This window comes from Tolypothrix sp. FACHB-123 (assembly GCF_014697075.1).
Classification (GTDB): domain Bacteria; phylum Cyanobacteriota; class Cyanobacteriia; order Cyanobacteriales; family Nostocaceae; genus Aulosira.
The window spans coordinates 107,775-120,612 of sequence record NZ_JACJRE010000013.1 but is presented as its reverse complement, the minus strand read 5'-3'; the positions used below and the strand labels follow the sequence as shown (position 1 = coordinate 120,612).

General features: G+C 39.4%; 14 protein-coding genes and 1 pseudogene. 14 read left to right on the top strand and 1 reads right to left on the bottom strand.

Translation table 11 applies throughout. The annotated features are described in order from the left end of the window. Positions 1–83: 83 nt before the first annotated feature. The 13 genes and pseudogenes from H6G41_RS11640 (at position 84) to H6G41_RS11580 (ending at position 10,613) form a co-directional block, all read left to right on the top strand. Positions 84–512 carry a DUF3611 family protein gene (locus tag H6G41_RS11640; protein ID WP_242037893.1) on the top strand — a complete coding sequence of 143 codons (429 nt, stop codon included), beginning with the start codon at positions 84–86 and terminating at the stop codon, positions 510–512. Positions 513–794: 282 nt separating this feature from the next. Beyond that, the gene (locus H6G41_RS11635) at positions 795–1,427 is read left to right on the top strand and encodes a hypothetical protein (RefSeq protein WP_190746346.1); all 633 of its coding nucleotides are present in this window, start codon (positions 795–797) and stop codon (positions 1,425–1,427) included. 248 nt (positions 1,428–1,675) lie between these two features. Then, positions 1,676–2,479: a hypothetical protein gene (locus H6G41_RS11630; RefSeq protein ID WP_190746345.1), complete on the top strand. Its 804-nt coding sequence runs from the start codon at positions 1,676–1,678 to the stop codon at positions 2,477–2,479. A 353-nt stretch (positions 2,480–2,832) separates the two neighbouring features. Further along, complete coding sequence (locus H6G41_RS11625; RefSeq protein WP_190746344.1) at positions 2,833–3,657, top strand: hypothetical protein; 825 nt, start codon at positions 2,833–2,835, stop codon at positions 3,655–3,657. A 16-nt stretch (positions 3,658–3,673) separates the two neighbouring features. Then, entirely contained in the window at positions 3,674–4,525 is an 852-nt protein-coding gene (locus tag H6G41_RS11620) for a M48 family metallopeptidase (protein ID WP_190746343.1), read from the top strand. Positions 4,526–4,565: 40 nt separating this feature from the next. After that, positions 4,566–5,081, top strand: coding sequence for a PRC-barrel domain-containing protein (locus tag H6G41_RS11615; RefSeq protein WP_190746342.1), 516 nt, complete (start codon positions 4,566–4,568; stop codon positions 5,079–5,081). A gap of 119 nt (positions 5,082–5,200) precedes the next feature. Beyond that, positions 5,201–5,593 (top strand): peptidoglycan-binding protein, encoded by a 393-nt coding sequence (locus tag H6G41_RS11610; protein ID WP_190746341.1) that lies wholly within the window; start codon positions 5,201–5,203, stop codon positions 5,591–5,593. Positions 5,594–5,641: 48 nt separating this feature from the next. After that, positions 5,642–7,057 carry an Nramp family divalent metal transporter gene (locus tag H6G41_RS11605; protein WP_190746340.1) on the top strand — a complete coding sequence of 472 codons (1,416 nt, stop codon included), beginning with the start codon at positions 5,642–5,644 and terminating at the stop codon, positions 7,055–7,057. Positions 7,058–7,207: 150 nt separating this feature from the next. Then, positions 7,208–7,423, top strand: a complete 216-nt coding sequence (locus H6G41_RS11600) for a hypothetical protein (RefSeq protein WP_190746339.1) — start codon at positions 7,208–7,210, stop codon at positions 7,421–7,423. A 28-nt stretch (positions 7,424–7,451) separates the two neighbouring features. Continuing rightward, positions 7,452–8,312 carry an HAD family hydrolase gene (locus tag H6G41_RS11595; protein ID WP_190746338.1) on the top strand — a complete coding sequence of 287 codons (861 nt, stop codon included), beginning with the start codon at positions 7,452–7,454 and terminating at the stop codon, positions 8,310–8,312. A gap of 165 nt (positions 8,313–8,477) precedes the next feature. Then, entirely contained in the window at positions 8,478–9,341 is an 864-nt protein-coding gene (locus H6G41_RS11590; protein ID WP_190746337.1) for a DUF1206 domain-containing protein, read from the top strand. Positions 9,342–9,393: 52 nt separating this feature from the next. Further along, positions 9,394–9,879 (top strand): annotated as a pseudogene (locus H6G41_RS11585) (LLM class flavin-dependent oxidoreductase); the annotation flags it as partial. An 8-nt stretch (positions 9,880–9,887) separates the two neighbouring features. Beyond that, positions 9,888–10,613, top strand: coding sequence for a hypothetical protein (locus tag H6G41_RS11580; protein ID WP_190746336.1), 726 nt, complete (start codon positions 9,888–9,890; stop codon positions 10,611–10,613). Positions 10,614–10,624: 11 nt separating this feature from the next. Here H6G41_RS11580 and H6G41_RS11575 read toward each other — a convergent pair whose 3' ends face one another. After that, a complete protein-coding gene (locus H6G41_RS11575; RefSeq protein ID WP_190746335.1) occupies positions 10,625–11,521 on the bottom strand; it encodes an S-layer homology domain-containing protein in 897 nt (298 codons plus the stop codon). A 441-nt stretch (positions 11,522–11,962) separates the two neighbouring features. Between H6G41_RS11575 and H6G41_RS11570 the strand changes: the two genes are divergently transcribed. After that, on the top strand, positions 11,963–12,808 hold the full coding sequence (locus tag H6G41_RS11570; RefSeq protein WP_190746334.1) for a DUF2382 domain-containing protein: 846 nt from the start codon (positions 11,963–11,965) through the stop codon (positions 12,806–12,808). Positions 12,809–12,838 lie beyond the last annotated feature (30 nt).

The window sequence follows — 12,838 nt, the reverse complement described above, 5'->3', positions numbered from 1 at the left end:
TGACATTACTATTTCCAGGTGCAAGATATGAGGTACAGTTATTGCTAGGACTAATTTCTGGTATTGCTGTGTTATTGGCTTAGTTGAGTCGGAACGTTACTACTCAGACAAACAATGCAGGTATAGGATTTGGCATATTTTTAGCTATTGTTGGTATTTTATTGCTGTGCTTTCGGATATATTGGGCTTTCCGTTACAGGAAATTAGCGAAACTGTTACAAACACCAAATTCTCAAAACCATCCTAGGAAGGAAGAAGTAATTCAAAATTTACGCATTGGATTTATGGTGAGTTTGGTAGGAATATTAATAGCATTTATGGCTTCGGAAGAAACCGTTGCAATTATATTAGGTAAAACTCTAGCACAACCTCAAGGTGTGGCAATCTATCAAGCAGAAAACATGATTCGTTCACTAGATGTTTTTGTCATGTTAGCTAACGTGAATCTGATTGGCGCTCACTTTTTTGGTGGAGTTACTTCTCTAGGACTCCTCTATTGGGTGGAAGAATAAAGAATAACTTAGCTACTACTATTGACATACTAGTTCTAATACTCAAGTGATATTCTCTAAATCAACTCGAATTCTCCTCGATTTTTCCACTATTGAAAATTAGCATTAAAACATAGTCTGTTTTCATGTCTTCTTTTGTGGTTGAGCGGCTCAATCTTATCTACACTACATTTTGAATAATGCAATGACGGCAAAAATTATAGTTAACAGTTGATTCTAGTTACAAATATGATAATTCGCCAAAATAAATTAATTAATTAATCAAATTACCAGGAGGTATTCATGTACAAAATAAATCATTTTTTCTGGCAGAAGATTGGATTAGCAGGCACAGCTTTTGGCAGTTTATTAATTGGTTTTTCTAGCATAACTCCATCAGCAGTAGCACAACAAACTTCTAAAATTAACCCTTGTCCGAGTATATTTTATGAAGTACCACACCGCGATCGCGTGATGGTTCCCGCCGGATGTCCGCCGAATGCTGCAACGTTAAGAATGCAACAGCAAAGACAAACATTAGGTCAACCAACTGTTATAGTGGTTCCTATTCGTCCAGGTGTGCGACCTATACAACCACCAATTCCAGAAAATAGGCAGAGTGCAATTGCAACTGTGACGCCAACAGCAGGTACAGTGAATGTGAAATTAAAAAATAACACTAACGCTGGTATTTCTTATCAAGCTATTGGTTATACACAACCGCGCTATCTTGCAGGTGGACAAGAGTTTATTCTCCAAGACTTACCAACACCCGTCAGTATTACCTTAGTACGTCCAGATGGTGGACTAATAAAAGTTATGCCTATGTCTACCTCACAAGGAACACTTTCAGTCTCCTTGGATGAAACGACTAATTTTAATAATGACCAAGGTGTTTTAAGAATTCAAAGAGATGGCCAAGTCTTTTTGAATTAAGAGAATTTTTTTCACTATTTTGAGATTACCAAAAGCATCAAGTTCCCTTGGTAACTCATCACTAAAACTTCAGTAATAACATGAGTATTTCTGAATAATCCAGGACTTACGCAACTGGCACAGAATTTCATCTTGTAGGGTGGGCAATGCCCACCATATCCGGGTTTCGGTGGGCATTGCCCACCCTACAAATGGTTATTGAACCTGCGTAAATACTGATTGTAGACAACTTTAATGGAGATTGAGAAATGGTTAACTTTTTTGCCAATAAATGGAGTTCCAAAGGAGCTATTGCTTTAGCACTTTCTACAGCATTGCTTGGGGCTTGTACCAATAACTTAGATCAAGAGGCCGCAGCACCAGAAACTAACGTGACTACAGAAGAAGTTACTGATAATACAAATCAATTAATCGGTAAAACTGTCACGGTGAGAAGCACACCTATTAGAACATTAGGCCCTTCAACATTTACAATTAGCGATAAGCAATTTTTTGGTACTGAACCAATCATAGTTGTCAATGCATCTGGTAAACCTTTTACTCTACCTAGCGATCCAAATGTACCAATTCAGGTAACAGGTCAAGTTAACAAGTTTGTAATTGCAGATATTAATCGCAACTACAACTTGGGTTTAGATCCAAACTTATATAAAGACTACGAGACCCAACCTGCGATTATTGCTCAATCAATGGCACTGGCTCCTAAACCAGGTGAAATTACCACAAATCCCAAGTTATATTATGGTAAAACCCTGGCGGTAACAGGTGAAGTAGAAAATATCAGAAATGCCAGTTCCTTTACCTTAGATGAAGACAAGTTATTTGGTGGACAAGACTTATTAGTAATCCGCGCTGGTACTCCCAAAGGAACTGTGAATGAAGGCGAAAAAGTTGCAGTCACAGGTGTATTGCGTAATTTTGTTGTCGCTGAACTCGAACGTGATTATGACCTGAATTGGGATTTGACTTTGCAGAAGCAACTGGAAGCAGAATACAGCAATAAACCTGTATTAGTTGCAAATGAAGTTTATCCTTCAGCAATTCCGCAATAACTCACCAGCTATCTTTAATGACCGAAGCGATTTTAGATTTTAGATTTTGGATTAAATGGAAATTTGAAATCTAAAATATTTGGTCTCAAGCATCTGGGTTAACCCAGAAGAAAAACAAAAATTTTTCAATATTTAAGCCTCTTCTTTATAAGCAGAGGTTAATCCAAAAGACGCTCGCGGACTCGCTCTAAGCGAAGCTATGCCGAAGGCTTTACGCTGCGCTATCGTAAATCCAAAATCCAAAATTGAATGACATCACCCTACTTTAAAAGATGTGTTTAGTGTGTTCCAAAATCAGAATTTTCACAGCTATCACAACTGGAATAATTGTCTATAGAGCAAACATTTTTACCATGAATATCCTCAAGACTAACCAGAATAAAAACACCGATATTAACCAACGTCGAAGTTTATTAGAATGGCTTGGTCATGCATCTGTATTGATTTTCCTGCTAGGCTTGGCTTTGCTAGTGAGAGGAGGTAGTATTTTTAATTCAGAGACTACTTTCACTAATACATCAGAGATTGTTAACAAGAAAAACGAATTTATTGGTAAATCGGTGACCATTAAAAGCAGAACAATTGAAAAAGTTGGTCTACGCTCCTTTACCGTCAGCGATCAACAATTGTTTGATGGCGAACCTATTGTAGTTATCAATGCTTCCAGTCTACCTTTCGATTTACCAATTGACCAAAATCTAGAAGTTCAAGTTACAGGTCAGGTTCGTAATTTGGTAATTCCCAAGATTGAGCGAGAATTTAATCTCAATATAAAGGATGAGTATTACACAGATTACATCAATAAACCGGCAATTATTGCTCAATATCTGACCCTATCATCCCAACCTGGCCAAATAACCCAGAATCCTGAACAATATTATGGTCGGAAAGTAACAGTCACAGGAGAAGTAGCAAATATCCGCAGTGGGATTTTATTAACATTAGATGAAAATCAATTGTTTGGTGGGGAAGATTTACTAGTGTTATTAACAGCACCACCGCAAGTAGCAATAAATCAAGGTCAGACAGTATCAGCAATGGGTGAAGTGCGGCGGTTTGTTGCTGCTGAAATTGAGCGAGACTACAACTTTACTTGGAGTCTTGATACGAAAAGAAAGTTAGATGCTGAGTACATTAATCGACCTGTTTTAGTTGCGGAAACTGTATACCCTTCTTAAAAATTCCCAGTATTTTATGTCGCCTTCTTTATCTTCCATTTCTCTTCGTTTCTGTCGTCGCTGTTCGTATTTATTAATGTCGGGTGTAGTGGCGGTTAGTGTTAGTGTAGCTTCACCCCAAACAAGCGAGGCAATTTCCTTGCTTGACCTCTTGCGTCAAGGAGTGCAAATCTATCAGTTATCTAACATTTCCGATGCCGAAGAAGTCGAGTTAGGTAGGGAGATTAATCAGCAGCTTGTTAGCAGCAATCAGATTCAGCTTTACCGCGATTCAAATGTGAATAATTACGTTAATCAAATTGGTCAATGGTTAGCAGCAAATAGTACTCGTCCTAGTATTCCCTATACATTTCAGGTAGTTCAAGATAACAGCATCAATGCCTTTGCGACAATGGGAGGCTATGTTTATGTCACTACCGGCTTGCTACAAGCAGCAGATAATGAAGCGCAATTAGCCAGCGTTATCGCTCACGAAATTGGTCATATTGCTGGTCGCCATGCAATAGAACAGATGCAACAAACGGCAATCGCTCGTGGTGTTGCATCTGCAACTGGTTTAGATCGCAGTACCGCCGTTGGAATTGGTGTAGATTTGGCACTACAACGTCCCAATAGTCGCCAAGACGAATTTGAAGCCGATCAAAGGGGATTAAGAACTTTAGGACGCGCGGGTTATGCTCAGTCTGCCATGATTGCGTTTATGCAAAAGCTACTCAATCAGCCAACGCTTCCCACATTTTTGAGTACCCACCCAGCAACAACTGACCGTATTACTGCTTTAAGAAGAGAACTTGCTAGTCAACAAACTAATTTGAGTGGTGGTTTAAATAATTCTATATATCGAGAAAAGATTCAACCATTAAGTTAATTATTAATCAATTTATATATATTTTATTGGAATAAAAAACATGGCTTTGTACAAACTTGATGAATACAACCCCAACTACGCTCAAGAAATTTTTGGTGGTAATGACATCAAGAATTTTGATGTTTACGCCGATGATGAAAAAGTAGGTTCGGTGGAAAACATTCTAGTTGATGAAAATGACGGTCGTTTCCGGTATTTCATCATTGATACAGGCTTCTGGGTTTTTGGTAAAAAAGTGCTGCTTCCTGTTGGTTTAGCTCGTTTGAATTATGAAAATAAACATTTATTTGTGCCTGGACTAACCAAAGAGCAAGTAGAAAATCTCCCAGAATTTAGCGAAGGTTTAGCAATTGATAATGATTACGAAGAGCGAGTTAGAGGGGTTTATCGCCCTATAGTACCTTTAGCAATGCCAGGTATGTTTGGAATGATTGGCGCTCCTGCTCCCTACAATTACACAATGGAGCCTTACTTTTATGAACTAACCGATCCCTACTTCAGAAGCTATGAAGAAAACATGAGAAATAGGAGGGACTTCAACAGAACAAAAATATAAAAAACTCCATATACAAGGGGATGGGGCATAGGGCATGGGCATAGGTGAGAACATACCATTGGGAGGCACAACAATAAACAATATGTTATTTGGATTTATTTTTGGAGGAATATAAGTGTATGAATCCTCAATTTATTAGCTCAAAAATTTTCCGATTTGGCTTGATTTCTGCATTATTTATCGGGATGCTACCCTTCAATTTTGCACCTGCTCAAGCACAAGTAAATAGTAATAGCTCAATTAGAGGTAGGCTTTTAAAATACAATCCCCTGAATGCTCCCTTTCTTAGGGTTGGATCTCGTGGACAGGCGGTAACAGATGTGCAAGCTGTTCTACAAAATTTAGGATTTTATCAAGGCGCAATTGACGGTATTTATGGACTGAGAACAGCTAGGGCTATAACAGCATTTCAGCGATCGCAAAGATTGGTGGGTGATGGTAGGGTAGGAGTGCTAACCTGGCAAGCATTACGCAATAACACTAATGCAGCACCTCTACCTGGGCCTTTTTAACAGGCTTAATTTCCTAATTGCTATAGGTGTATATGAAGATGGCAAAACATGAATAGTGAACGCGATGTCTCCGACGGGCTGCGCCAACGCAATTTCTCCACACAAACACAAAACACCGCAAATATCCCAGATTCACCCCAAGGTTGGGACAACTTGAAGTGGTTAGGCCCGAGTTTTTTATGGATGCTTTCGGCGGCGGGTTCCGGTGAATTACTATTTACGCCGAGAATTGCTGCACTTTATGGTTACACCCTGTTATGGGCGCTACTGGCGGCGGTGATTCTCAAATGGTTTATTAATGGTGAAGTGGGACGCTTTTCAGTTTGTACCGGCACCACCATTCTAGAAGGCTTTAAACAACTTCCTGGCCCCAAAAACTGGGCAGTCTGGCTGATTTTACTACCGCAGATAGTGGTAGCAATTTCTACTGTTGCTGGTCTTGCCGGAGCCGCCGCTACAGCATTAATTTTGGTTAGTGGCGGCACTGTGCAACTGTGGACAGTAATTATCATTGTTGTGACAGCTGCGATCGTTTTTTTAGGGCAATACAACCTAGTCGAAAAGATTTCCTCTTATATCGGGATTGCCCGCACAATTGCAGTGGTAGCTGCGGCTATTTTCGTTTTCCCCAATTTTCGTAAACTTGCATCTGGGCTAGTACCGCAAGTTCCCCAGGATGTGCAGTATCAAGAAATACTACCTTGGCTGGGTTTCATGTTAGCCGGAGCCGCCGGTTTAATGTGGTATTCCTACTGGGTAGACGCTAGAGGGTATGGTGCAGCTAGCGTTAAAGGACAAGAGAGCATAGATCCCAAGCAACTCAACCGCGAGGAAAAAAAGAAGCTGCGTGGTTGGTTAAAGCTGATGACTATATCCAACACCTTAGCAGTAGTGGGTGCATTGTTAGCGGCGTTATCCTTTTTAATTCTCGGTGGTGAACTGCTGCGTCCCCAAGGACTTGTACCTCAAGAAAATCAAGTTGCAGAAACTTTGGGTAATTTGCTAGGCGATCTTTGGGGAACCTTTGGCTTTTGGTTTATGGTGGCGATTGTTTTTATTACTTTTTGTAGCACCGTACTTTCAGTAGAAGATGGTTTTGGGCGAATGTTTGCCGATGGTACGCAAATTATTTTGCAGGGGTTTGGCGTGCGGGGTCGCTGGACAAATGAACAGTTTTTACAGAAATTTTACGTAGTGGTTTTGTTAGCTGTGTTACCCATCGCCATTTACCTGTTTATTGGTGAACCTGTAGGTTTACTACAAACCGCAGGGGGAATCGAAGCTGCCCATATTCCCATTGTTACCGCACTGACTCTGTATTTAAATCATCGAATGTTGCCCAAGGAACTACAACCATCAAAAATTATATTTGGTGGAACTGCGATCGCGGGCATATTTTTTGGTGTATTTGCGGTTATCTATCTTTTACAACTGCTGGGAGTGATGGGATCTGGTGGAGGTTGAAGTAGAAACAGCAGTTTTGAGAGAGTTTCATGCAAAACTATTTAATTGCTCTGGCGTTGTCTACTCTAAGCTACTTAGGAGGGCGGTTAGCAGAGTTTCTCCCCTCTTCTCAACAAAACTTAAGCTTGGCACTGCACCTAGCTACTTACAATGCGAATTCAAGCATTAGCTCCATTTTGCTTGCATTGGTCAAATGATAAATGGCAAACAATACAAAATACTCAATCTACAGCAACATCAATTGATATTGAATTTGTCGATATTACTATTTCTTCTCAGCAGCCATCCTGTATTGATTTCACCTTTTTCTGGACTGATTCACAAAACTGGAAAAACTGCAAATATCAAGTTGCTTTTGTTGATTAGTGTTCTTTATTTTATTGAAGCTTTAATTATGACTTTTTCTACCAAACCCCTATCTAATCGCATTGCTGTAGTTTTCGACTTTGATGATACTCTGGTACCGGATACTGTTGATGCTTTGATATCTAGTTTAGATATTGACTCGCTGGAGTTTCGTAAAAATAAAATTCGCCCTTTAATTGACCAAGGTTGTGATAAAATTTTAGCTAGATTTTACGCCTTAATTTCCGCATCAAAGCGACAAAAAAATAAAATTACGCAGGAATATATTGCCAAATTTGGGCAAAATTTAGCTCCTTTTGATGGCGTAACTCAAATGTTTGAGCGTTTGCGCCACTCTGCCCATAAAATTAACCCAAAGGTAGAAGTCGAATTTTACTTAATTACTTGTGGGATGGTGGAAATTGCTCGTCATAACTGTATTTCTCCATATTTCAAAGCAATGTGGGGTTGTGAATTTTTCTATGGCGAACATGGCGGAATTGAATTTGTGAAAAAAATAGTTACCCACACAGAAAAAACTCGCTATATATTTCAATTAGCAAAGGGAATTGAGGGTCATCAAGATGATGGTCAAATGTTTGTTTACCGTGATGTCCCGCCAGAGGAACTGCACGTACCATTAACACAGGTAATTTATGTTGGTGATGGTGAGTCAGATATTCCTTGCTTTTCCTTAATGCATCAAGAACAGGGTACAGCGATCGCATTATATAAAGACAGCACTCCCAAAGAATGGGGACGGGAGTTAAGCATTACCCAAAGTCAACGAGTTGCAAACCTCGCACCTGTGGATTACAGCGAAAATTCTGAACTGATGCATTCTCTCACATTGGCAGTAGAAAGTATCTGTAAACAAATTTCTCTACAGCAATTAAGTGTTGGTGAGTAGAACTTTCAAGCTATCAAATTCAATTAACTATATAAGCCTTACTCACTAGCATCATCGCATATTTATCTACTAGGGAGGATGCAGAAAACTGCCATAATCTTCACATTATTAACAAAGCAAGTTTTGGGATAGTTTTAAAACATTTAGCCTTAACCCAAAAACAATATGGCAATTCACGATCCATTTCCTGAAAACATTAAACAGCCAGTTAGACAAGTAGCTGCTTATCTTTGGGTTGAGCGATTAGCAAGATTAGGCTATGCGGCAAAAGGTTTAGTTTATTTTCTTGTGGGTTTACTAGCAGCACAGGCAGCATTTGGTACTGGTGGCGAAACTACAGATACTAGCGGTGCGCTGGAGGCAATTGTTACTCAGCCTTTCGGTAAATTGCTCCTCATTATCGTTACTATTGGGTTGATTGGTTATGCATTTTGGCGGTTTGTGCAAACTATTCTCGACCCCGAACATTCCGGTGAAACAATGAGTGCTAAACGAATTGCCAAGCGTCTAGGCTATGCTTTTAGTGCGATCGCTTACTTCAGTTTGGCTGTGACATCTATAAAACTAATTGTGGGTTCAAGTAGCGGCGATAGCGATTCCGTCGAAGATTGGACGATATTTTTTCTGAATCAACCTTTTGGCAGATGGTTAGTTTTGCTTTTAGGTTTAACTGTAATTATTGTTGGGATTGCTTTCCTTTATCAAGCATACACAGGCAAATTTCGTCGTTATTTTAAACTTGCTCAAATGAGTCTGACTGAGGAAATTTGGGCAGTACGTCTAGGTAGATTTGGAATTGCTGCCCGTGGCATTGTTTTTGCTATCATCGGCATTTTTATGATGTTAGCAGCCATTCAATTAGATGGTACTCAAGCTAGAGGATTAGGTGGTGCATTGTCAGCTTTAGCAATGCAACCTTTTGGCCCCTGGATCTTAGGTGTGGTGGCTTTAGGTTTGATTGCTTATGGTATGTATTCCATAATCCAGGCTCGCTATCGAAATCTTACTAAAGATATAAATTTGCGTTGACTATTTAAATCATCAAATTTACCTTTATGGCAAAGATTGGATATCACGCTTCCCACGAATAATACTTTTAATTATTAGCGCTGCTATTACCGTTGAAACCGCAAAGTGGCTAGGAAGTTGGGCAGATGGATTGATTACGATCTCCCGACCACCAGAGAAGTTAAAAAAAGTTGTCGATGCTTTCCGTAGAGGCGGAGGTGAAGGTAAGCCAATGATTTTAAAAGTGCAGCTTTCCTACGATCGCAATCCAGAAACCGCACTCCAAAAAGCACATCAGCAATGGCGCAATAACATCTTTAAGAATATCTTGATGACAGAACTCATTACTCCCCAACAGTTTGATGCAGCAGGGGAATTTGTTCAACCCCAAGAGTTATATGAGCATGTTCGCATTTCCCCAGATCCTCAACAACATATTGAATGGTTGCACAAAGATATTGAATTGGGGTTTGATGAATTGATTTTGCACAACGTCAACCGGGAACAGCAGCAATTTATTGAAGTTTTTGGTGAGAAAGTTATTCCCGCTTTGGTTTAAGAATAAATATGTACACTGCAATATGTGCGATCGCCCTAGCTATCGTACATTTATTTTCCGGTAAACTACGATTCCTCGACTATACACCACGTAGTCGCTGGCTGTCTTTTGGTAGTGGGGTATCTGTCGCTTATGTTTTTGTTCATATTTTGCCAGAACTGAGTAAAGCTCAACAAACTCTCCAAAATAGTTTAGATACTGGGTTCGCTTTTTTAGAACATCATGTTTATTTGGTAGCACTTGCAGGTTTAGCAGTATTTTATGGTTTGGAGCGATTTGCCAAAAACTCACGTCAACGCAATCAAAAAACAGGTAAAGGGGATGTAACTTCCTCAGAGGTTTTTTGGATACACATCGCTTCTTTTGCTGTTTATAACGCCTTAATTGGCTACCTATTAGTACACCGAGAAGAATCAGGTATCAAGAGTTTATTGTTCTTTTCTTTCGCAATGGCGCTGCATTTTGTAGTCAATGATAATGGTTTGCGCGAAAATCACAAACAAGTTTACGATCGCTTGGGACGATGGTTATTAGCAGCAGCGATCGTTGTTGGTTGGGTAATTGGTACTGTTACAGCAATTCATCAAGCAGCCATTGCAGTTCTCTTCGCCTTTTTAGCTGGAGGTATTGTACTGAATGTACTCAAAGAAGAACTACCAGAAGAACGAGAAAGTCGATTTTGGGCTTTCGCTGTCGGGACAATCAGCTTTGCAATTCTTTTGTTAGCGTTTTAATTGTTAGCTTCTTAGCGATTATTACTGCTCAATTCACTGGGACGTACAATATAGTTAGCAGCCTGTATATTGCTAGGTAATGGTTCAAGTCTTCCTTGATTAACCAATGCTTGATAGATAAAAGCTGCGATCGCTCCACGAGAAGCTGGTTGAGTAGGATTGAGAACTTGAGGATTGGGATGATTGACAACTATACCTGCTTTCGTTGCTTCGGCTACTTCATCAACCGCATACTGAGGAATCTTTTGAGCATCTGTATAATATTCACTAACTAAAGTAGAAGCCAGAACTGCTGGGGAAGAAGCAGCAGCAGTTTTATATACAGCTTTAGCAGTCATCAGTGGTTGCATTAAATTAGTCATTCCTATAGGAAATAACAACTGTCTCCTAGGAGTTTGAGGGTTATTGGGTTGAGTTGCGACTGGCGTTGTCAAATTTAAGTTTTGCGTCAAAGCAACTAATGCTTCCACCCGGGAAACTGGCTGTCTAGGACGGAAATATCCTCCCGGAAAACCATGCATAAATCCCATTTCATAAGCTTCTTCAATCGCTGGAGCCGCCCAATAGCTAGTAGGAACATCTTTATAAACACTACCACTGGCTATTTTTCGCTCTTGATTTTGGTTAAACGCTTGACGAATAATTGCCGCAAATTCATCGCGATCCACAGACTCATTGGGTCTATAAGTGCCATCTGGATATCCGGTAATAATGTTGCGTTCTGCTAACCTTTCAATGAATGGTTGTGCCCAATGATTTTTAGTGTCGGGAAAGTTAGCTCCTGAGTTTTGAGCAACTGCTGCTTGCGGATTGGCAAAAATCAAAGGTTCTACAACACAGGTTAAAGCTATCAATCCTAAAAAAAGTGAAGTTGTAGCTATTGATGATTTATTAATACAGTCAGACATAATAATTCTCCTAATTACTGGGAATCTTTTTATCTATCAGCTTAACCTCCATCATCTCTATTTTTTTCTACCTCTTGGTATATTCAAGTATAGGAAAATTGATTATAAAGAATGTGAAATTATATGTTCAGTATTAGCAATCAAAAATAAAATTGATTTCTCCACTAGTTTTCCACTTTTCTGTTCTAAACTATGAAACTATAAAAATCACATCACAATTGTGAGATTTGCTCTAAATTTTTGTTGAAGATTGTCCCCACAGCTTTTATCGGAGATGACCTCCGATAAAGCTTTTCTTATGCCCTATATTTAGCGCCAATTATAATCATCTGAGAAATATTAATCAGGATTGATGATTTAAGGTGCGTAGCTTATACAGGTTTAAGTAGGTACTGCCTACAATCCTTATCTATCAAAATTTTGAACTCTGAGGCAAATAATATGGCACTTGTAAAGCTTGAAGATTTTTATCCCAACTACCAAGAGGATTCCTTTGAATTAGATGACATCAAAAAATTTGATGTTTATGCTAACCGTAATGAAAGAGTAGGCTCATTATCAGATATTTTAGTTGATGAGCAAACAGGTAACTTCCGCTATTTTGTTGTAGATACAGGTTTCTGGGTTTTTGGTAAAAAGGTTTTGTTACCTGTTGGGTTAGCTGACATTCATTACACGGAAAAGCACATTTATGCCAAAGGCTTAACCAAGGAGCAAGTAGAAAATCTGCCTAATTTTGATGATTTAGAAAAGGTTGATTACGACTATGAGGAGAGAGTCCGTGGCGTGTATCGAGGTTCTCTTACCACTTCTGATATAACACAGCCTGCCATGTACGATCGCAGCACTTACAACTACGAGCAAGAACCTTCACTTTACAACATTGATAACCATGATAAACAAAGTCTGAAACTTTACGAAGAACGTTTAGTAGCCAACAAAAAACGCCGCAAAGCTGGTGAAGTAAAAATTGGCAAACACGTACAAACAGAAACGGCTCGTGTAGCCGTCCCCGTAGAAAAAGAGCGTGTGATAATTGAGCGTGTAAATCCTACAGATACAACACCAAGCAATCCTCAAAACGCCTTCCACGATGGTGAAGTTGCTCGTATAGAAATTTACGAAGAAACGCCAAATATTTCCAAAGAAGCTGTTTTACGCGAGGAAGTCCGAGTTAATAAGGTTGTAGATACCGATACAGTAGAGGCTAGTGAGACAGTTAGGCGCGAAGAATTAGATATAGATAGCGAAGGTCTTCCAGTTGTGGAAAAGGGCAATAAGCAATAAATAGGGAAGATTTATAATTTTGAGCGATCG